Raw genomic sequence first — 21,560 nt, 5'->3', positions numbered from 1 at the left:
AACAATAAAACTATATTGGCGTAAGTAGTAATTCGGTTCTGTTGCAAAGTTTTTAAAAGTAAGCTAATCCTTTTACGAAAAAAGGTCCTGTTGTCTCCAACAGAACCTTTCCTAAAATGGCAAAGAGTAACTCTTACCTTACTCTTCTGCTATATAATACACAAAAAACGTATAGCTTTGTATAACAATAAATCCCAATGTAAACATTTGAATAAAGTGTTTAAAAGTATTTTATCAGAGCTTAATATAAGGAATCAAATTACAAATGTTGATTTATCAATGAATATTAATGATGCGCTATTAAATGATAGTTAATAAATTGATATTACAATAAATAAATATGGGATATTGCATATTCAATTGAAATAGAAAATTATAAGTGGAAAGTGAGGAATAACAATGGGACTAGGAAACCGTGGTATGGCATTTGAAATGCATATTAATCTAGCGAATGAAATGTATCAACGAGGGGGAGTAGCGCTTATAAACAAGCGTCCGACTCCTGTGAAGGTGTTAAAAAGTAAAGGTGGCCGTGTATTAAATGGATTCTATGAAGCAAAAACTACAGAGAATCCTACACGATTAGATAGATAATCTGTTTTATAGGAGTGCAGATTATCGTTATTCATATTTCCCTGATTGTATCCTTTATTTATCAGGGTCTTTTAAGATAGCCTTTTTTTAGGAGGGAAGTACCAAGCTAACCACTACTCCAGCGTGATCGGACGGCCAGAGAGCGGTTGACGTTCTGTCATGCTGTTCTTCTCCTACCACATCCGCCATAATTGGGTTCCAACCGTTTTTTAACAAAATAAAATCTATTCTTTTGTTTAGAGAGGACGCGGCATTCAATAGATCAGAACCCTGGCAACAGGTAAGTCCTTTTCATTTACCCACCTGTATCCAAACATCTCGAAATCCAGCATTGATAAAATTCCCGTATGTTGGTGTGCTGGTTCCACTAGCATTTGAATTCAAATCTCCTATAATGATTAGCGGTATCTTTAATGCTGGTTATGATGATTTCATTGTAATCTCTGACGTTGATCAGGAGTTTTATAAGAATATCAAGGATAAAAAATGTTATTCAATTAGCTATGATGTGATAAGTTTCGATGATATTGTTTCTGTGAACAAAATGCTGAAAGTAAAAGATATAGATAGTAAAAATATTTCAAGCGAAGTTGCGGCCTTGTAAAGCACCTTTAATAGCCTTAACCGCCTGTTTTTAATAGTATCCATTCTGATTTTAGCAATAGGTCTCTTTATCAGCATCATTCTGCTTGTTAAGTTGCAAAATTCAAGATATAGAGAATTGGGGCTACTATCTGCACTAGGTTTTAGTAAAGGCGCAATACGAAGAATGATACTCAGTGAAAATGTATTGTTATCGGGAATGGCGTCTGTTTTTAATGCTTTTCTAATTAGTTTCACATATTTTATCAGTATTGCTTTTGATCTTGGTTTAGTTATCACGATACTTCAAATGTTTCTTTCCATTTTAGTAACAGCAATTATTGTTATCGTGATCAGCATAACAGCAAGTTATAAGCTTATTAATACTGAGCCTGCTGAGGCACTAAGAAAGTAAAAAATTCATTAGGGGTACCGCTACATGCCCATCGAGCTAAAATTTTGAAATATCCAAAAAGTGAAAATTTTATATCTCTACAGTTATTTATGGGGAATTCAGCTCGTTTTTTTTGTTTTTGTAATAATTTATTACTTGTATGGGGCTTATAAGGGACTATTCAGTGTGGATCGAGAAAATTTAACTACCATATAAAGTGATAAAGTGATAAAGTGTTAGTTGCTGTGCATGTTATTATAAAAAAGAGAGCCTTCCCAAATGATGTTTGTAATAGTTTAGCTTATACGATTTTAGGAAATTAATAGCATTTTATACCGCTATTATTTACCTAATTTCCAAGAAATAGAGGTGATTGTAGGTGACTAAACCTTTTAAAAAAAATAGTCGTTATATGGTTGGATTAGACAGTCTAAGGGGCCTAGCTATACTAGGTGTTATTTTGTATCATATTAATTTTAATTGGATGCCTGGAGGATTTTTAGGGGTTACTGTATTTTTTGTACTCTCAGGTTATTTAATTACAGATATTCTAGCGATGGAGTGGAAGAGAAATAAGAGAATTGATTTGAAGAAATTCTGGCTTAGTAGGGCAAGGAGATTGCTTCCAGCAATGTTTGTTATGCTCGTTATAACGTTGGCCTGGATTACGATTTTTCATAGCTCTTTACTTGAGAAAATGCGTGGAGATTCATTAGCGGCGTTATTTTATGTTAGTAACTGGTGGTATATTTATCATAAATTATCGTACTTTGATAATTTTAACCAGCTTTCTCCATTGAATCATTTTTGGTCGTTAGCAGTTGAGGAACAATTCTATGCTGTTTGGCCGTTTATCATTAGTTTAGGACTTTACCACATAAAAAAACAATCCCGTATGATTTTATTGATTTGTCTGGGAGCTGTTGCTTCAGCTTTAGCGATGGCAATTTTGTATGAACCTGGAACTGATCCGAGCAGAATTTATTATGGCACAGATACGAGGGCCTTTTCTTTACTTATTGGAGCGGCACTTGCCTTACTTTGGCCAAGCAATAGGCTTGCAAATAAAATTATTCCAAAGGCGCGTCTCATTCTTGATGTAGTGGGAGGAACTGCTCTTATTATTATATTGCTTATGTTTTGGAAGACGAATCAATATGATCCGTTTCTATACAATGGAGGAATGGTTCTCTTATCAATTGCAACAGCATTGTTAGTGGCAAATCTTGCTCATCCAGCGAGCCGTATCGCTCAATTTTTACGATTTAGACCTTTACGTTGGATAGGAATAAGGTCGTATGGCATATATCTTTGGCATTATCCAATTCTTACATTGACGACTCCAAAAGTAAATACTGGGGATTTTTCACTAATAAGAGCAATTCTTCAATTTCTTCTCATTATAATGATTGCGCAAATTTCATGGAAGTATATTGAAAAACCAATCCGACAAGGTGCGCTTCGAAATATTCAGTTTAAGAATTTAAGACTTCAAAATGTCGCTTTAGGTGTTAAGTTAGCTTTAATTTGTGCAGTATTCGTTTCGTCGATAGCCGTCTTTGGGTTATCAAAAGTTAGTAAGGCCAAGGAGAATCCGCAACTAGATAAGGTGGAAGCAGTACAAACACAACCGGCGAAACATCCAGTTGCAGTTTGGGAAAATCCAATTCAAGAGACGCCCAAGAATCAAGAAGAATCAAAAGAAGTAGATTCTGCGCAACCTAAAAATTCTCCCAGCATTACAGCGATAGGCGATTCCGTTATGATTGATATTGCTCCATATTTAAAAAATACTTTTCCTGATATTAGGATTGATGCACAGATTGGTCGCCAGCTGTCAAAAGCGATTCCTATAGTTGAACAGTTAAAGAATGAAGGGAATTTAGGAAACTATGTCATTATTGGGCTAGGTACAAATGGAGCCTTTACTACGGAGCAACTTGTATCATTAATAAATTTAATTGGGAATGAACGTAAAATGATATTTATTAATACGAGGGTACCACGTCCGTGGGAATCAATCGTGAATGAGAGATTAAAAGCGACAACATCTGAATATCCGAATATAACTCTAGTAGATTGGTATGCAGCAAGTGCTGGAAAGGGAGACTACTTTGCACCTGATGGTGTGCATTTAACCAAAGTAGGTGCAGAAGCATACGCAGCACTTGTAGCCAAAGCGGTGAATCAATAATTAGATATATTTTATTAACTTCTTTTGCAAAATTAACTGAAATGTAAAAGATCTATGGTTGAGGAAGACAAATTTTTTGCAGTCATCAATAATTTCTGTAATTCATTATACGTCGAAAAAGCGAAGTTTGGTTGAAGACTCCGTCTTTTTTATACAGGGCATGAATGGTTTCGATGCCTTTTACTATACGTGAGGCATGACGAATGTTTAGAAATCCTGCGGATTTGGAAAAGTGTCTGTCGCTTTACATGTCGCTGGTCCTGTTCTGTGAGATTATTTATAGGAAGAAAGAATGTAACTTCCTAACTTTAAAAATAAGCCCAAAGAATTATTTAATTCTTTGGGCTTATTTTTGGTTCTGGTGCAAAAATGATTACGTAGATAATCCAACATGAATGTTATATTCTCATGAGAATGAGTTGTTCGGAAATCAATATAAAAATCCGTATTTTTATACTTTGTAAAGATTGAACGTTCGTAATTACTCTCATATTTTTGTGTATATTTTGACAGCATTCGAGGTTTGCACCAGAACCCTCTAATTGTACCATCAGCAAGGACAATTTTGTGCAAATTTGGATGAATAGGACATCCATGTAAAGTTAACATAACGTCCCATTATCGGTAGAAAAAATGTTATAGCCTTAATTACATAAAGAAAAAGAATCCCTTATGGTTTCTAGGATTCTTTTTCTTGTTTAAAGTTTGCTCACACAAATGATCTGCACATCAATTCATCTTTGATATACAGATCATTTGTATGATAATTCTTATAAATAATTGCTAAATGATAAGCCTACATAAATGCTTTTAAAAGTTCTTGAACGAATGGAAGTACTCCACCTACAAATTTCAAAATTGCCATTGCGATTTCCATAATCATTTCCTCCTTTTTTATATTAAGATATTATGAATCTTTATACTCTCATTATAGTAAGTGCTTATATAGATAGCAGTTTATTTTAATATACAATATTGCACATTAAAAGACGGCTTATATTGTTATGATAGAAAAGGTAAATTCTACAGCATTTTTCGATGTACTGCGAAGCTAATGATTATGAAAGTTCCAGTAGGTAAAAAGGGAGAAGGATTTTTATAATTCTTTTCCCTTTTTATATGTTCACAAACAGAACATATATATAATAAGAGAGTGGTTGTATACGATTATTTATTTCACTCCCTTTTCCTCATATCTCTTTACAACCCGATAAAAAGGTTCGACTTGAGGGGAACGAAGAAACTTATATATCATTATTAAATTATTTAAACAAGTAGGTGATAGTATGGGAACATTGTTAGAGGAATGTATTGAAACTTTGGGACAGAATATAAGAATCTTATCTAAAGAAGAAAGAGAAATGGTTCTTATAAATTTTGAAACTAATTTTTATATTACACAAGGGGGACGTATTGAATGGTCAAAAATAACTCAGTGCATTGAAATAAATACAATTGATGAATAATTTCATATTTGAATAGTTGTTACGATGAATATAATAAGAAGGTTTATTTAATTTGGGATGAAGGGAAATTACCAATTAGTAAGACAGACTTAGATAAGGTTTTCGAAGTAATAGACGATGTTAATGCGGTTAGCTTTGATACTTGGATATATGGGTTCTGGTGCGAAAATTTCAAGACTATTGCAAGTAATCTCCTAAACTTGGACATACTGATAGTATGATTCTAAAAAAGGTGCGTGATCAGTATGGAAAAATTACAGAAGACAGAAGGTGTGCGGTATGAGTTTACTAGATAGTATCAAAATTGCCCTATCTTCTATTCTAGCTCATAAGCTGCGCTCAGCCCTTACAATGCTTGGGATTATTATCGGTGTAGGTTCTATTATTACCGTTGTTGCGATTGGACAGGGCGGGGAAGCTGCATTAAAATCACAATTTGTTGGTTCTGGAAATAGTGTGATTTCTATTCAGTATAAGGCCAACATGAATGATTCATCCGGTATGGAATCAATAGGACAACCGAAATTGACAGAAGAAGATATTCTTGAAATTAAGAAGATTCCAGAGATTGTACATGTAATTAAGACAAATTCAAATATGGAAACACTAGATGTTAATGATAAAAAAGAAATGGTAAATATAAAAGGGCTAGACGATGAATACTTTGCTGTAAATAAAGTTAAGGTGAAAAAAGGTCGTTCTTTAAATGATACAGATATTGAACAAGGAAATAATGTTGTCATGATTAGCGCGGGTTTAAAAAAAAGGATATTTGAAAAAGAGAATCCCATTGGAAAAATCATTGAGATGAAAGGCCAACCAATGCAAATCGTTGGTGTATATGAAGCTACAGGTGGATTTATGGGAATGGGAGATTCCGAGGCGTTATTTCATTAACGTTATGGCCAACGTTGTATGGAACAGATGAAATTCAAAGTATTTCTGTCCAAGCTAAAAAAATCGATAATTTAGATGCCGCTGGAAAGAAAGCAGCTGATGTATTAAATAGTCGTAAGCAAAGTGAGTTTACAGGTAAATATGAGGTACTAAACTTAAAAGAAATTCAAGAGGGTATTTCTAAAATGACAAATATCATGACGATGATTATTGGTGGTATCGGTGTTATAAACATTATGCTTGTATCTGTAACAGAGCGTGCTCGTGAGATTGGGGTACGTAAAGCACTTGGAGCAACGCGTAGTAAAATCTTACTACAGTTCTTAATTGAAGCTGTTATGTTAACGCTTCTTGGGGGACTAATTGGAATTGGCCTCGGTTATGGAGGGGCATATATTGTGTCAACATTTGCAAAATGGCCACCACTTGTTTCATGGCAAGTAGTCGTTGGCGGTGTGTTATTCTCTATGAGACTTGGTATTATTTTCGGGTTGATTCCAGCGAACAAAGCAGCAAAATTAGATCCAATTGAAGCCCTTCGTTATGAATAAGTTTATTAGTAGAAAGCTCTTTATTTAATGTGGTTCTGATAAAAAGATAAAACAAAAAAGAATCCCTCGTTCCTTTTGGGATTCTTTTTTGTTTGCAAAGGTATGTTTATCCGAACACACATAAATTTACAAGGTTTTTAAACACAAAAATAGGAGGCATTTTATGATTTTTTGTTCAACATTACCGTATACAGAAATGTACAAAGAAAGAATATGCAATATTGCATTTTACATTATTTCATCGAGATAATATGTTATTTATTGAATGTAATATATAAATGGAGGAAATGTTATGAACAAGAAATCAAGGTTTACCCAAATGATGCTCGGTATTAGTACAATGGCCTTATCATTTGGAAGTATCCAAACACAAGTATCAGCGGAAGAAAACACACCTTATAATGTGTTACAAAAGAAACCAATTGGGATAGAAACTTCAACAGATGAAATTGCACATTCTACAAAAGCAGACGAAACATTGTCTTATGAAGAACGTTTAAAAGTAGGCGATTTTTCACAACGTCCAGCTCCGGTCGTGAAACGAGCAGCGGCAAAACAATTTCAGCAAAAGTATTCTGTGGCAGAGCTGAATAGAATGAGTAATGACGAATTCATCGATACATTGGCAAGTATTAGTTGGAATCAAATTACAGATTTAGATCAATTTAATCAAGAAACAAAAGAGTTTTATCAGAATAAAGAGCGAATACAGGTTATTATTGATGAATTAGGTCGTCGTGGAAGCACATTTACAAAAGATGATACAAAAGGGATTGAGACGTTTGCTGAAGTATTACGTTCCATATCTTATGTAGGCTTTAATAATAAAGAGGTAAGCTATTTAAATGAGCGAAGCTTTCATGATAAATGTTTACCTGCATTAAAAGCAATTGCAAAAAATCCGAATTTTAAATTTGGTACAGATAAACAGGATGCAGTGGTATCTGCATACGGTAAATTAATTAGAAACGCTTCTTGTGATGCTGAAACAGTTCAATATGCGGCGAATATATTAAAGCAATATAACGATAATATTTCCACATATATAAGTGATAAGAAGAAAGGGGACGCCTTGTTTGAGCTTATACAAGGGATTGATGATGATATACAGTCTTACCTGTTTGAGACACGTAAAAAAGCGGATGAAACAATATGGTATGGGAAAATTGATGGTTACATAAATGAAGTTAGTCGAATGGCTCTTTTGAACCATCTAACAACAGAAAATAAATGGTTAATTAATAATGGTATATATTATACTGGTCGTTTAGGGAATTTCCATAGTAATCCAAATAAACCTTTAGAAGTACTTACACAAGCAATGCATATGTACCCTCGTTTAAGTGAGGCTTATTTTAATGCGGTAGAGCAAATTTCAACAAACTATGGTGGTAAAGATTATAACGGAAATACAGTAGATTTCAAGAAAATACGTGAAGAAGGCCAGCAGCAGTACTTACCAAAAACGTATACATTCGATGACGGCTCTATTGTATTTAAAACAGGAGATAAAGTAACGGAAGAAAAGGTTAAGAAACTATATTGGGCTGCAAAAGAAGTAAAAGCGCAGTATCATCGTGTAATTGGAAAAGATGGAGCGTTAGAATCAGGGAAAGCTGATGATGTACTGACAATCGTCATTTATAATAATCCAGATGAATATAAACGAAATAGCCAACTATATGGATATGATACGAATAATGGTGGAATTTATATTGAAGGAATCGGAACGTTCTTTACATTTGAGCGTACACCGCAGCAAAGTCGTTATAGTTTGGAAGAATTGTTCCGTCATGAATTTACACACTATTTACAGGGAAGATACGAAGTTCTAGGATCATGGGGACAAGGAGAAATGTATCAAGATCAACGTTTGACTTGGTTTGAAGAAGGAAATGCAGAATTTTTTGCAGGATCTACTCGTACGAATAATGTTGTTCCGCGCAAAAGTATAATTAGTGGATTATCATCTGATCCTGCGAAACGTTATACAGCAGAACGAACATTATTTTCGAAATATGGAGAAGGAGAAGGAGACGAAAAATGGGACTTTTATAATTATTCTTTTGCACTGCAGTCTTACTTATATACTCATCAATTTGAAACTTTCGATAAGATTCAAGATTTAATTCGTGCAAATGATGTGAAGAATTATGATGCATATCGTGAAGCTTTAAGTAAGGATCCAAATTTAAATAAAGGATACCAAGACTATATGAAGCAGTTAATTGATAATCAGGGTACATATAATACTCCGCAAGTATCAGATGATTATTTAGCTACCCCTTCACTAAAGCCACTAGCTGATGTAAAGAAAGACATTACAGATGTAGCAAAGATAAAAGATGCAACGATTACAAAGCATAAGTCTCAATTTTTTGATACGTTTACATTAGAAGGGACATATACAGGTGGCGTAACAAAAGGAGAATCTGAGGATTGGAAAACGATGAGCAAGAAAATCAATCAATCTTTAGAACAGTTAGCGCAAAAAGAATGGAGCGGCTACAAAACAGTTACAGCGTATTTTGTTAATTATCGTGTGAATGCGAAAAATCAATTTGAATATGATGTTGTATTCCATGGTGTTGCAACGGGAGAAGAAGAAAAACAGACTGTTAAAGTAAATATGAATGGACCGTACAATGAAATATTAAATGAAAAAGTTGAGTTTCATAGCGATGGTACAGAAAGCACAGGTGGAAAAATTGTTTCTTATCTCTGGAATTTTGGGGATGGTACAACAAGTACAGAAGCAAATCCTACTCATGTATATGGAAAAGAGGGAACATATACTGCAAAGCTAACAGTGAAAGATAATAAAGGAAAAGTAGGCCGAGGACAAACATCGGTTACCGTAAAACAGGATGAGCCAGCAGGTCATAACTATCAAAATGCAAAGGTAATTCGTTTTAATAAGCTTTCAAAAGGAAATATGGATCGTCCGAATTTGGCGTATATGCACACATTCAATGTCACATCTCCAAAAGAAGTAGATATTTCTTTTATAGATGAACAGGGAATTGGGATACAATGGGATGTATATCACGAATCAGATTTAGAACATCCTGTTATTACGGGCCAAGCGGATGGAAATAATATAAAAGGGAAATTTGAAGCGAAACCTGGGAAGTATTATTTAGTCTCATTTTTTGAAAAGGAAAACGGAAAGGGAACATACTCATTAGTAGTAAAATAACTTCATTTAATTATATCACGACGAACCGTAATGAATAAGAGACTGTTGTTGTTCCTTGATTATTTGTTTAACAAAGAATAATGTAATATTCGAGAAAAAATTGAATGAAATAAAAAAGAATCCCTTATGATTTGATATGATCCCCTTATAGTAGACAGGAAAAAGAAAGCACATTAACCTGTTTACTATGGAGGGGATTTTTTTATGGGAAAAATTAGAGTCACTTACGATGTAGAATTTAAGAAAAAAGCTATAGATTTATACTTAAAAGAAGGCATGAGCTATAAAACCATTGCGAAAGAATTAGGTATTCATCACTCGGTTGTAAGTCGCTGGGTGAAACACTTTGAGGCTGAAGGAATCAAAGGACTAGAAGAAAAACGCGGGAAAGCGAAAGGACCAGGTTTAGGTAGACCAAGGGTTAGACCCGAAGATCCTGAAGCTAAGATCCGACGATTAGAAGCGGAAAATGAAATGTTAAAAAAGCTCTTAGGGATGTAAAAGGAGGAATGAAAGTCGTATCCAAAACGAAAAAATTCGAAGTCATCCATGAAATGACAAAAACAGGTTATACAGTGACCATTCTATGCGATATTGCTGGTGTAACCAGAAGTGGGTACTACAACTGGATAAAACGGCATACGACGCCTTCAAAAAAACAATCAGAGGATATCGAAATTAAGAAAAAGATATTGGCGTGTCATAAAAAATTAAGAGAAATTTATGGATATAGAAGAATACAAGTGTGGCTGAAAGCCACATATAACCTTCATTTGAATCATAAGCGCATCCAAAGATTGATGAGTGAACTAGGTATCAAAGCCGTAATTAGGAAAAAACGACCTTATTATGGAAAAAAAGAAGCTTATGTGATTTCAGAGAACCATCTAAATAGGGAGTTTCAAGCTTCAAAACCGAATGAGAAATGGGTAACCGATATTACCTATTTGATTTTCAATGGACAGCGCTTGTACTTATCCGCTATTAAGGATTTATACAATAATGAAATTGTTGCCTATGAAACCAGTCGTAGAAACGACTTAAAACTTGTGTTAGATACACTGAAAAAGGCAAAGAAAAAACGAAATGTGAAGGGAATCCTCTTACATAGTGATCAAGGGTCCCAGTATACATCTCGTCAATATAATCAATTACTTAAAAAATATCAGATGAAGGCAAGTATGTCTCGAAGAGGCAACTGTTGGGATAATGCTTGTATGGAAAACTTCTTCAGTCACTTTAAGGCAGAGTGTTTTCATTTACACTCCTTCCATAAAGCGAATGAGGTCAAACTTGCCGTGCGTAAATATATGCACTTTTATAACCATCAAAGATTTCAAAAGAAATTAAATAACCTGAGTCCATATAAATATAGAACTCAGGTTGCTTAGTTGCGCTTTTTAAATACTGTCTACTTGACAGGGGTCACTGCAATTTATGGGATTCTTTTTCTTGTTTAAAATTTTATCAGACAAATGATCTGCAAATCAATTTATTTTTGATATACAGATCATTTGTCTGATAATTTTTATAAATAATTGCGGCGTAATAAACTTACATAAATGCTTTTAAAAGTTCTTGAATTAATGGAATTGCTCCACCTACGAATTTTAAAACTGCCATTGCGATTTCCATAATCATTTCCTCCTTTTTAATATTATGATATAGTAAATCTTATACTCTCATTATATTAAAATGTATTAACTTACATCAATACATTTTAATATGAAATATTTCATATTAAAATCATGTTTTATACTGTTATAATAGAATGGATAAATTCTCTAGCATTTTTCGATGTATCGAAAAGTTAATGAACATGAAAGTTCTAGTAGGTAAAAAGGGAAAAGAATGTTTATCATTCTTTTCCCTTTTTATTTTTCCTAAAAACGTATTTAAAGTCTGTATCTACCTTTACATACGTTTTTATAACAAATATGACTTATTGTATTAACCACTCCATTAAAATCCAAAATAAACAAATCTGAAAAGTCATTTTTAGATTGAAGCTCAATTTTTTATGCATTTTTTAAAAAGATGAAAAAGAGCTGGATTTTCATCACAGCTCATGTATTTATTGGTTCTGTATGTGTACATGTGGAATATTGAGAACAGCCAAAAAACTTATTTCCTGTTTTATTCGAATTTCGAACGAATAAATGATTTTTACATGTTGGGCATTTCCGTGCTGCAGGTTCTATCCCCTGATATACATCTTTGGCCGAATGCTCCGGGTTGATTTTATTTAATCCGACTGGAAATTAATAGCTTAATAAATGAATTTAGCAGATAAATTTCATATTTGATTGTTCCCCAAAATAAGAATTTTTTACATTTTTACTCCGGAGATGTCAATTTTACTGTTTTTAGGTTTTAGTACAAATATTAGATAAACTGATTCTGGTGCAAAAATAAAATACAGGAGAATAAAGCACATATATTCCTAACGGAATCGTATCTTATGCTGCAAGTCCAAACAATTGATGGATGAATTCTTTCTGATTTTGGACAGACTGGTCCCGTAAATCAAGCTGCTCTTTTTTAATCATATGCATGGCTTCTACTCCAGAAAGAATGGATGTAGCTGTGTCAAAACATTTGAACCCTAGCATAGAACGGATTCGCTTCTTTATAAAGCGATGATCTTGTTCTACTATGTTATTCAAGTACTTTTGTTGTCTAAGTTGCATACCATCAGGTATGCTTTTTTCTTTTTTCTTTTTTCAACTGTTCAATTGCTATAGGATAAGCCGGGTTCTTATCGACTGTTATAACACGTGGCTTTGAAACATGAAAAGACCGCAAAGCTTTCTTGAAAAAGCGCTTTGCAGCCTTCTGGTCTCTTGTTTTGTTTAGGAAAAAATCAATTGTGTTTCCTTTCGAATCAACAGCACGATACAGATACATCCATTGACCTTTTACTTTGATATATGTTTCATCGACTCTCCAAGAGTCATTTGTTTGTTTGAGGTGACGGCGGATTCGTTTGTCCAATTCAGGACCATACTGATGAACCCAACGCATAATCGTTGTATGAGAAATGGATAAACCCCGTTCTTCTAGCATTTCCACCAAATCACGAAAACTGAGGTTGTACCGTAGGTACCATCTTACCGTTAACAAAATAATATCAGGCTGATAATGCTTCCATTTGAATACATTTTCCTTTTCCATACCAATCACGCACCCTTTTTAAAGTAATAGTAACAGTATGTCCAAGATTTATAGATTCATTGCAATTGTCCTTAAGTTTTTGCACCAGAACCATAATTTATATGGAAGTGAGTTGAATAATAATGCTTTATTCATATTTTAATAACCAAATTAGAAAGCGTCCTATAACGTTAAGTGGGGCAGAAAGTACAATTCAAGCTGTTCAACAAGCATGGCAAATACAACAACAAATGCAACAAGGCATACAACCGTATTATTCATCTATGGAGTATTATTACCCAATGCATCATATTACACCATATGGAATGTCTTTTTCAACGATTCCATATGGAACTGTATACAATTTATAAAAAATATGTGGGGAATGAAGTTAAGTATTTAAATAAGGGCGCAAGTAAATAGCGCCCTTCTAAGAAATAATCGATGTCTAATGAATTAGTATTCAATATATGATTTTTAATTTTAAATGTGTGATAAAGATTAATATAAAAACTTCATTTGAGTGGAAAGGGGAATGAATATGCATATTCCATGGGACAAGCGGGTGTATGCCCTATATAAAGGTGATCAGTTTCTAACGGAAGGAACACTTTTGGAAATTAGTAAAGGAACAAATAGAAGCTTAGCTTAGACATATGTTTACGCCGACATATGCGAAAAAACGTGAAAATAGCACAGATTACCTTATACTGTTTTTGTTGGATGAGGAAGGTTAATATAAAATTTCATTTTATAAGTATTTAAAAATCCAAAAGAGCACTTTATAAAAGTGCTCTCGTGACGAGATTCATTTTCTCAAAGAAAGGAATACACCATATCATATGAAGCTTTTCTGAAATACGCTTGGGGTAATTAATTAGTATTCGTAAAAAGAGCAGCTAGCAAAAGCTAACTGCTCATCTCCAAGTGGGAACAAGGAGAAAGTAACTTAATGGGTATCTACAGTATTGACGGGATATTGGGTTCTATTCAGGGAGGTAGAAGGAAATGAGTAATTTTAGACTGTTCCAACTTGGTTTTGGTCTGCAACATCAGAATCGAATGTGTTTGTTGCACTAACACCGCTAAATGTGTTGGCAACAAAAGCAACATTTGATGAACCTGAACCATTATAAGCTTTTGTATTTTCCTTTGGAGAAACGTTGTAAAAATCGCCTAAGTTGAAAGAACCGTTACTATTTTGTACAACCAGATTTCCAACAATAGATGGCATAGTTTTCACCTGCTTTATTAGGAAGTATTTAAATTAGTATATGGTGTATGCGTCTAGAGGTTCAACTGGATCTGAAAATTTTGAAATGAAGTTTGTTAGAAAACATAACAAAATAATCCTTTTACGAAAAAAGGTCCTGTTGTCTCCAACAGAACCTTTCCTAAAATGGCAAAGAGTAACTCTTACCTTACTCTTCCACTATATAATACACAAAACACGTATAGATGTGTAGAACAAGAAATTCTAATATAATGTTTAAAAGTATTTATTCAGGGTTTAATATAAGGAATCAAATTACAAATGTTGATTTATCAATGTATTATAATGATACGCTGGCAAATGATAGTTAATAAAGAAATATTGCAATAATAAAATATGAAATGTTGCATATTCAATTGAAATAGAAATTTACAAGTGGAAAGCGAGGAATAACAATGGGACTAGGAAACCGTGGGATGGCATTTGAAATGCTTATCAATATATCAAACGAAAATGTATCAAAGAGGGGGAGTGGCGCTTATAAACAAGCGTCCGACTCCTGTAAAGGTGTTAAAGAGTAAAGGTGGCCGTGTACTGAATGGATTCTATGAAGCTAAAAGTACAGTGGATTATGATGGTGTATATAAAGGACGAGCTATTGCATTTGAAGCAAAGTCTACAGAGAATGCTACACGATTTGATATAAAGAACATTGCGCAGCACCAATTGGATTACCTAGACAAAGCAGAGAAGATGGGAGCGATTTGTTGCTTCCTTATTGAATTCAGCAAGGATAAGTCAGTATTTGTTGTACCACTATCAGTGATTCAATCTTATGTAAGGATGTCGCAACAACCAAAAGGCAAGAAGTCTATACCAAGAGCAGACTTTGATATTTACGGATATCTAGTTGATTAGACAGAACGAGTACCAGTTGATTACTTACAATACATCGATGAAGCGGGGTTAATTCCAGTGATGTTAGATGGCATGATTCAAATAGATCAGGACCATAAAAGGGCAGCAAATAACATTGAAGCAGCGAAAGGAAAAATGAACAACAAGAAACGTAAATTATTAAAGGCTTAATGGATAACGGAACAATGACTAACAGTGTGGTGGGGGCTGTATTGTAGTCATCGTTCCCTTATTCAGTAGTTAGATAGTAAAATTTCACGTACCTTATGTGATGTTAAAATTATTAATTCAGAAATAGGGAGATTCCAACTTGGAGAGACAATTATCTTTGTTACCAGATATTGATGATAAGAAAGTACAAAAGGAAGTAGTGAGCATTTTAAAGGAATACAGAGCACTCAAGAAGGAATCAGTTTGTTTCTAGAGCTACGTGATTTAAGGAACACGAGTAAATGGAAGGTGCAGCAGGTTGAAAAGGCACTTAACAATTTGTTAGATGAAGATGAGCGTAATATCGTTGATCGGAAGTTCCTGACGAACGAAAGAGTAAAAGATTCAGATGTTTATCATAATCTATTACTCAAGAAGACATACTTCTATGAGAAGAAGCAGAGTGCCGTTAAATTGATTGCTACGGCATTAGGCATAATTTAAAAACCGCGAACAAAATGCGAACTTTTTGGGGGACTAAATAAAAACGTGAAAATTATAAGCTATTCCTATAAACAGTTCTTTGAAAAAAGAATACGTTTTGGGGATAGCGTTCTCATTATAATAACGTTACTCGGTGAGAGGGGATAAGAGCTTCCCAAAATTATTTATATTTTACTTCTCATTGAGTGTATAAGCGTTCCGTCTTTCGTTTGTGGACTCATAGGTAGTAAAATCACATCTGTCATGTGGATTCTTGATTTCTATGTTAAAACTGGATCGTTTTACCGATGGGATGATGTTTTATTCGATTGGATGAACTGCATGTCATGAAAGAAGGAAAGTCTAAATTATATTAGTAATTACTCACAACAATCACTAGTATAAGTCAGGTTGTTCTTCGTGAACTTAAATCCTATAATAGATATTATAAATTTAAAGAAAATTGATAGTAGGTGATTCATTAGTGAATAATAATTTGCTTCTGATAAAAGATTTTAGCAAGTTAACTGGCTTATCACGAAAAGCTTTGTATCTTTATGATGAACATAATATTTTGAATCCTGTGTTTATTAATCCGAGTAATGATTATAGATATTATGATAAAAATCAGTTACTAACTGCTAAACGAATAAATTTGTTAAAACAAGCAGGGTTTAGCTTAAATGAAATCAGCAAAATCATTCATAGAAAGATATCAGATGCTGAAATAAGTAATTTGATAGAAGAAAAGCTTCAATTGGAAATAAATAAGATAAAAGATGCAAATCAAACAATAAATAAATTGAAAGGCCTGAATCCTGCAATTACGATTTTAAATAACGAAGTAAAAAAAGAGTATCTAGAATCATTGTTCGTATATGAATATGAATTATTACCAAATGAAAATATATGTGTAGCACTGAATAACTTAGAAGAAATAGTTAGCGGACTTAATGTTAAAAAGAATGAAAGAATCATCACATATAAACTAATAGATAATAAAATTTACCCTATTCGTATCGCCTTACAATTGGAAAATTACGAATTGAATCAATTGGCAATCACAAGTTATTTTGGTTTTCAAGCCCAAAAGTTTTTCTATGAAATTGATCCTTATCAAGAAGAATCAATATTAAAAATAAATGAGATAATGAAAAAAAATGAAATAGAATTATCCGAACCATATATTTATGAACGTATATTAAGCCCGGATGATTATCTATATTCCTCCAAACGCCTTTCGGAATTTATTTTTCCGTCTAAGTATTAAGTGTTTGACCTTACCCTTAGGTTAACCCTTACACTCTCTTTAAAGGGAGGTATAATACATGAAAAAAAATGATTATGCATTGGTAACAGGAGCTTCTAGAGGGATAGGAAAGGCAATCGCAATCCAACTTGCAAATGATGGATTCAAGTTATTATTACATTATAATCAAAATATTGAAAAGGCTAATCAAGTCAAAGCAGAAATTGAATCAATTGGCAGACAAGCACATTTAATTCAAGGTGATTTCAATTCCAGTGAAGGGATTAACGAATTCATCGAAAAAACCAAGGAAATGCTAATCCAAGATAGTAATGTATCACTACATACAATTGTTCACAATGCTGGACATGCTACATCAAATGGATTTGGAGAAGTGGACTATGATGAGTTCGATCGTCTATTTAATGCAAATGTTAAAGCGCCATATTTTATCACACAATCTCTAATCGGATTTATAGCATCCAATGGTAGGATAATAAATCTATCATCCGGTGTGACACGTATCGTATTTCCATATATATTGATATACAGTATGACAAAAGGCGCAATTAATACAATGACGTTTACACTAGCAAAGGAATTGGGTGAAAAAGGCATTACGATTAATTCCGTAATGCCTGGAATCATTGATACGGATTCAACTGCTAACTGGCTGCATACAGAAGAAGGTCAAGAAAATGCAAAGAATATGAGTGCTTTAAAAAGAGAGGGTCAACCAGAAGAAATTGCAAATGTTGTTTCATTTCTAGCGAGTGAAAAAGCGAGTTTTATTACTGGGCATAATATGGATGTAACTGGTGGAAGTCATCTGTAATTAGGTACATCTAGCTTTTGAATAAAGATGTGTTAATATTAGATTTTATTAAAATAAAATCTAATATTAACACTACAAAAGTAAAAAAAGTAGAAAAAGACTAGTAAATTTACTAGTCTTTTTCTACTTTTTTTATCATTAGCACCTTATTCAATTATTTCTAGGTTCACCTGTAAAATAGCTTTGTAACGCATGTATCAATCTAAAGAATGAAGCGATAAGGCTTGTAACCGAAAGGACTGTGGAGATAGCCTATCGATAGAACTCTTTAGCTAGGAATCCCCCACTTCTAAACGAAGTGAAAGTGGGGTTAGTTCAAGACAATAACGATTCAATTAATTTCATAAGTCGTTGTTTTGTCTGGCTCAAATAGTTTCTGTTTTTAGAAGAAATTAATAATCCTATAGGCATTTGGGGATTAAATCCTTTAACCTTAAATGATATATTGCCTTTGTTTAAAATAGTTCCCTTAGGAATAATACCTATTGCATTTCCAAAAACCATTTGTGGAATAAGATGTAATGCATTACAATTGTAAACTCTTTTAAACGATAAATTATTTTCTGATAAAAAGGCATTCACAGATTGATAATAATAACAACTATTTTCTCCAATTAAAATAGGATAATTAATGATATCGAATACTTCAACTGACTCTTTGTGTAATATTGGATGATGAGGGTTATTGACAATAAATTCAATTTGTTCATTGTAAAGTGGAGTGAAGTTCATATTGGAACTATTCTTATTCTTTCCGCAAACAGCAAAATCAATTTTATTTTGTTCTAATAGTTGTGATAAAAGTGCTGTGTTCCCTACAACAAAATCACAATGTATATATGGTTTCTCATTGTCTAAATAGTTTAATATAGATGGCATTAACTTTTTTGCAACAGATTCTGTTAGTCCTATTCTTACTGTCCCTTTTTCCTCATTACTTATGCGCTGTGCTTGAGATATTGAATAATCCCAATGCATTAATAAGTTATCTACCTCTTTTGCAAATAAAGTACCTTCCTCTGTTAATCGCGCATCCCATCCTCGTTCAAATAGAAGGAAGCCAAGTTCATTCTCCAGCTTTTTTATATGTGTTGTTACAGTTGATTGAGCATAGTTTAATTTTTTTGCTGCCAGTGAAAAAGTTCCTTCTTCGACAATCATCTTAAATGTATTTAACTCTTTTATTTCCATCTTCGCACTCCATCTTTATCGGTTTTATTGATAATTATACGATATATTTTCAATTATACAAATCGAGATAATAGAAGTAAAATAAGGTCATAAGAAAGGGAGTGAAAATATGCCGCTTGTTAATGTTTATTATCCAGATGGTCAATTGAATAAAGAAGAGCTAAAAACGATAAGTAATAGTATTCATCATTCATTGATTGAACACTTTAAAGTCCCAGAAAATGATTACTTTCAAATGTTTTTACCTTACCCACCTAATCAATTTTTTTACGATCCACATTATCTCTTAGAAGGAGAGAAAAAGAGAACAGAAAACATAATGCATGTTTCTATTACATGTGGGCCAGGAAGAACAATAAATCAGAAAAAGAGTTTGTATCAATCCATATCGAAAACTATTTCAAATCATTTAAACATCTCTACAACTGATATTTTTATTACATTAAACGAGACACCTGTTGAAAACTGGTCATTTGGTCAAGGAGTAGCACAAATGGTTAATATAAGGGAGTGAAAAAATAATGAATGATTGTATCGAGTCCAATATACGAAAGAAAATGAGAGATATGGCTCCCGATTTTGTTGATTATAGTGAAAACATATTATTCGAAAAAGTATGGAGAGATCCTATTTTAACATCTAGAGAAAGAAGCTTATGTACACTATCTGCTCTAATTAGTATCGGTAATACTGAGCAACTACCATTTCATCTACAATTACTTTTAGTAAAAAGCCATCACGCAATGATGATTGCATGATGGCTTTTGTTGTTTTCTTATTTCTTTGTCGCATTGACCCATGCAACAATATCCTGGATGACATACGCAGGAACATTGGAAGGGACTTCGTATTCACTAGGGTGGCTTAATTTCCCGTCGCCCTCCGTGAAAAAGTGATTCAATTTCGGATATTCTTTGAACTGAACATCACTGCGGCTTGAAAGCCCTTCTTGCCATCTCGTAAACTCATCCTTTACTGTTACTTGATAATCACGTGCGCCTTGCAGAATCAGTAATGGCTCTTTTCGTGATTTCGCTTCCTCAACTGGACGCCAACGAGTCACATCATACATGAAATGTGGAGAAAGATAATTATAACCAGCTGGTGGGTGATCTGGATCAAAAGTAGGATCCTCAATATAGGCGAATTGTTTTTTTAGTTCATCTATAAATTCCTTTGGTGCCCCGAGGTACTGATACTGATTAAGGAGTATGTCAGTAAAAGGACGTGCAGGTGGTGCCATTAAAATACTTCCTCTTACAAGTAATGAAGGTGCTTTACTTAATATACGCGGCATTGTGCCAGCTCCTTGGCTATGTCCGAGAATGAAAATGTTATCTGGGTCAATGCCTTCCTGCTGCGCTGCTGATTTTGCTGCATATATGGCATCATCTGTAGTGTCACGGTCTAATGTAGCAGGTTCTGCACTCATTTTAAAACCGTGTTCTAAAGAACGTTTCTCGTAACGTAACACTGCGATACCGCTTGATGAAAGACCAGCTGCAAGGTCTCTAAAGATTTTAGCTCCCATAAATGTACTGTCACGATCATGCGGCCCAGAACCGTGAACAAGAACAACAACAGGCACTTTTTCGCCAATTTTATGTTTTGGAACCGTTAATGTGGCTGGTAACGGGTATGTAGCATTTCCAATTACGATTTCGCGCTCTTGGTAGGAATCAGGTTGGTCATAGCTAGGATGTGGGATGGTATAAGATTTCTCTGGCGTCGTCCTTACACCAACTTCATCAACTTTGCCGCCAGGCGTGAATTTAAGGAGTAATGGAATAGTAGTTCCTTCGATAGCTCCTGGAACTTCAACCGTTTGATGGACCAAGTTTCGTTCTTTTATAAAAGGTGTTCCGATGCTTGTAATCCTGCTCCCGCCACTTTGTGTCCACCAGCTTTGTAATATGTTTGCCGTAAACTTGGATTGAAAAGCTGCAGACGTCAACTGGAGTGCCTCTGCATATTTACCTTGTTGGAGATATGCAAAAAATAAAGACGTACGCTCCGTTAATGAGACTTGTTTCTTTTCTGCAGTTTGTGCCCCTTGTGTATCCCCATGAATAGCTGTTGTAAGCGGAAAAGAAGAAACACCTAAAGAAAAGAGTAGGGTAAAAGAAAGTGCTGATTTTTGTAACTTCTTTTTTTTCATCCTGTTTAACCTCCAAAATGTAATGGTATGAAATGGGTATGGTAATTAGTGGAATGTTTCCCTATTGGGGTTTCGTTACATGTAAGGGGGAATCCTGCATACATATCATAAAAAGCCCGTTTGAAAGAGTGGAGGAGTTAAGCAATGGAATTATACTTAAATCTTTGCTAAATCATAGAAATCGATCGTTTTTCCAACAATGATTCCAATCCCGTTATGATGTAGGGGAAGAAAAACAAGAAGAGAGGGAGGCATACGATGAAGGAATTTTTATAGTTCATTTCTACATTGTGCATGTTTTATTGGTAACAGGGTGTAGTAGCAAAGATGACA

At 33.9% G+C, this 21,560-nt stretch carries 15 protein-coding genes and 8 pseudogenes; 17 read left to right on the top strand and 6 right to left on the bottom strand.

The annotated features are described in order from the left end of the window. Positions 1 to 399 precede the first annotated feature (399 nt). The 4 genes and pseudogenes from BG05_RS01305 to BG05_RS01290 all read left to right on the top strand — a co-directional run. Positions 400 to 567: pseudogene (locus BG05_RS01305) on the top strand (Holliday junction resolvase RecU); the annotation flags it as partial. A 382-nt stretch (positions 568 to 949) separates the two neighbouring features. Then, complete coding sequence (locus tag BG05_RS30440; RefSeq protein WP_158319343.1) at positions 950 to 1,198, top strand: hypothetical protein; 249 nt, start codon at positions 950 to 952, stop codon at positions 1,196 to 1,198. Positions 1,199 to 1,291: 93 nt separating this feature from the next. Continuing rightward, positions 1,292 to 1,591 carry an FtsX-like permease family protein gene (locus BG05_RS01295; protein ID WP_321191413.1) on the top strand — a complete coding sequence of 100 codons (300 nt, stop codon included), beginning with the start codon at positions 1,292 to 1,294 and terminating at the stop codon, positions 1,589 to 1,591. 358 nt (positions 1,592 to 1,949) lie between these two features. Continuing rightward, positions 1,950 to 3,764: an acyltransferase family protein gene (locus BG05_RS01290; RefSeq protein ID WP_033734405.1), complete on the top strand. Its 1,815-nt coding sequence runs from the start codon at positions 1,950 to 1,952 to the stop codon at positions 3,762 to 3,764. Positions 3,765 to 3,796: 32 nt separating this feature from the next. Here the strand turns inward: BG05_RS01290 and BG05_RS31385 are convergent. Next, a pseudogene (locus BG05_RS31385) lies at positions 3,797 to 4,045 on the bottom strand (hypothetical protein); the annotation flags it as partial. A 1,005-nt stretch (positions 4,046 to 5,050) separates the two neighbouring features. On the opposite strand from BG05_RS31385, the gene BG05_RS01280 reads away from it, so the two are divergent. The 6 genes and pseudogenes from BG05_RS01280 to BG05_RS01260 all read left to right on the top strand — a co-directional run bounded on the left by BG05_RS01280 (position 5,051) and on the right by BG05_RS01260 (position 11,268). After that, positions 5,051 to 5,230, top strand: coding sequence for a CDI toxin immunity protein (locus BG05_RS01280; protein WP_002187481.1), 180 nt, complete (start codon positions 5,051 to 5,053; stop codon positions 5,228 to 5,230). An 8-nt stretch (positions 5,231 to 5,238) separates the two neighbouring features. Continuing rightward, positions 5,239 to 5,451 carry a CDI toxin immunity protein gene (locus BG05_RS32255; protein WP_419761141.1) on the top strand — a complete coding sequence of 71 codons (213 nt, stop codon included), beginning with the start codon at positions 5,239 to 5,241 and terminating at the stop codon, positions 5,449 to 5,451. 58 nt (positions 5,452 to 5,509) lie between these two features. Further along, positions 5,510 to 6,678, top strand: a pseudogene (locus BG05_RS31380) (ABC transporter permease). A 292-nt stretch (positions 6,679 to 6,970) separates the two neighbouring features. Next, a complete protein-coding gene (gene colA / locus BG05_RS01270; protein ID WP_033734407.1) occupies positions 6,971 to 9,877 on the top strand; it encodes a collagenase ColA in 2,907 nt (968 codons plus the stop codon). Between the two features lie 204 nt (positions 9,878 to 10,081). After that, positions 10,082 to 10,378: a transposase gene (locus BG05_RS01265; RefSeq protein WP_002205012.1), complete on the top strand. Its 297-nt coding sequence runs from the start codon at positions 10,082 to 10,084 to the stop codon at positions 10,376 to 10,378. Positions 10,379 to 10,386: 8 nt separating this feature from the next. After that, positions 10,387 to 11,268, top strand: coding sequence for an IS3 family transposase (locus tag BG05_RS01260; protein ID WP_003193523.1), 882 nt, complete (start codon positions 10,387 to 10,389; stop codon positions 11,266 to 11,268). Positions 11,269 to 11,943: 675 nt separating this feature from the next. Here the strand turns inward: BG05_RS01260 and BG05_RS28970 are convergent. Then, positions 11,944 to 12,126, bottom strand: a pseudogene (locus BG05_RS28970) (topoisomerase DNA-binding C4 zinc finger domain-containing protein); the annotation flags it as partial. Between the two features lie 210 nt (positions 12,127 to 12,336). Beyond that, positions 12,337 to 13,051, bottom strand: a pseudogene (locus tag BG05_RS01250) (IS6 family transposase). Between the two features lie 122 nt (positions 13,052 to 13,173). Here BG05_RS01250 and BG05_RS01245 point away from each other — a divergent pair. Then, complete coding sequence (locus tag BG05_RS01245; RefSeq protein WP_003193712.1) at positions 13,174 to 13,401, top strand: DUF3947 family protein; 228 nt, start codon at positions 13,174 to 13,176, stop codon at positions 13,399 to 13,401. Positions 13,402 to 14,048: 647 nt separating this feature from the next. On the opposite strand, the gene BG05_RS01235 is transcribed toward BG05_RS01245, so the two are convergent. Then, on the bottom strand, positions 14,049 to 14,264 hold the full coding sequence (locus tag BG05_RS01235) for a spore germination protein (RefSeq protein ID WP_003193716.1): 216 nt from the start codon (positions 14,262 to 14,264) through the stop codon (positions 14,049 to 14,051). A 434-nt stretch (positions 14,265 to 14,698) separates the two neighbouring features. On the opposite strand from BG05_RS01235, the pseudogene BG05_RS01230 reads away from it, so the two are divergent. From BG05_RS01230 to BG05_RS01210, 4 genes and pseudogenes are all read left to right on the top strand, one after another. Continuing rightward, positions 14,699 to 15,332 (top strand): annotated as a pseudogene (locus BG05_RS01230) (Holliday junction resolvase RecU). 139 nt (positions 15,333 to 15,471) lie between these two features. Next, positions 15,472 to 15,815: pseudogene (locus tag BG05_RS01220) on the top strand (ArpU family phage packaging/lysis transcriptional regulator). A 463-nt stretch (positions 15,816 to 16,278) separates the two neighbouring features. Next, positions 16,279 to 17,064: a MerR family transcriptional regulator gene (locus BG05_RS01215; RefSeq protein WP_003193725.1), complete on the top strand. Its 786-nt coding sequence runs from the start codon at positions 16,279 to 16,281 to the stop codon at positions 17,062 to 17,064. Between the two features lie 58 nt (positions 17,065 to 17,122). After that, the gene (locus tag BG05_RS01210) at positions 17,123 to 17,878 is read left to right on the top strand and encodes an SDR family NAD(P)-dependent oxidoreductase (RefSeq protein ID WP_003193726.1); all 756 of its coding nucleotides are present in this window, start codon (positions 17,123 to 17,125) and stop codon (positions 17,876 to 17,878) included. Positions 17,879 to 18,193: 315 nt separating this feature from the next. Here BG05_RS01210 and BG05_RS01205 read toward each other — a convergent pair whose 3' ends face one another. Next, complete coding sequence (locus BG05_RS01205; RefSeq protein ID WP_003193696.1) at positions 18,194 to 19,069, bottom strand: LysR family transcriptional regulator; 876 nt, start codon at positions 19,067 to 19,069, stop codon at positions 18,194 to 18,196. A 109-nt stretch (positions 19,070 to 19,178) separates the two neighbouring features. Between BG05_RS01205 and BG05_RS01200 the strand changes: the two genes are divergently transcribed. Continuing rightward, a complete protein-coding gene (locus BG05_RS01200) occupies positions 19,179 to 19,583 on the top strand; it encodes a tautomerase family protein (protein WP_002187384.1) in 405 nt (134 codons plus the stop codon). A 7-nt stretch (positions 19,584 to 19,590) separates the two neighbouring features. Beyond that, positions 19,591 to 19,788: pseudogene (locus tag BG05_RS01195) on the top strand (carboxymuconolactone decarboxylase family protein); the annotation flags it as partial. Positions 19,789 to 19,844: 56 nt separating this feature from the next. Here the strand turns inward: BG05_RS01195 and BG05_RS01190 are convergent. Next, on the bottom strand, positions 19,845 to 21,227 hold the full coding sequence (locus BG05_RS01190) for an alpha/beta hydrolase family protein (protein ID WP_002193435.1): 1,383 nt from the start codon (positions 21,225 to 21,227) through the stop codon (positions 19,845 to 19,847). Positions 21,228 to 21,560 lie beyond the last annotated feature (333 nt).

The organism is Bacillus mycoides (assembly GCF_000832605.1).
Classification (GTDB): domain Bacteria; phylum Bacillota; class Bacilli; order Bacillales; family Bacillaceae_G; genus Bacillus_A; species Bacillus_A mycoides.
The sequence above is the reverse complement of the archived record's forward strand: the minus strand, read 5'-3'. Positions and strand labels throughout refer to the sequence as shown.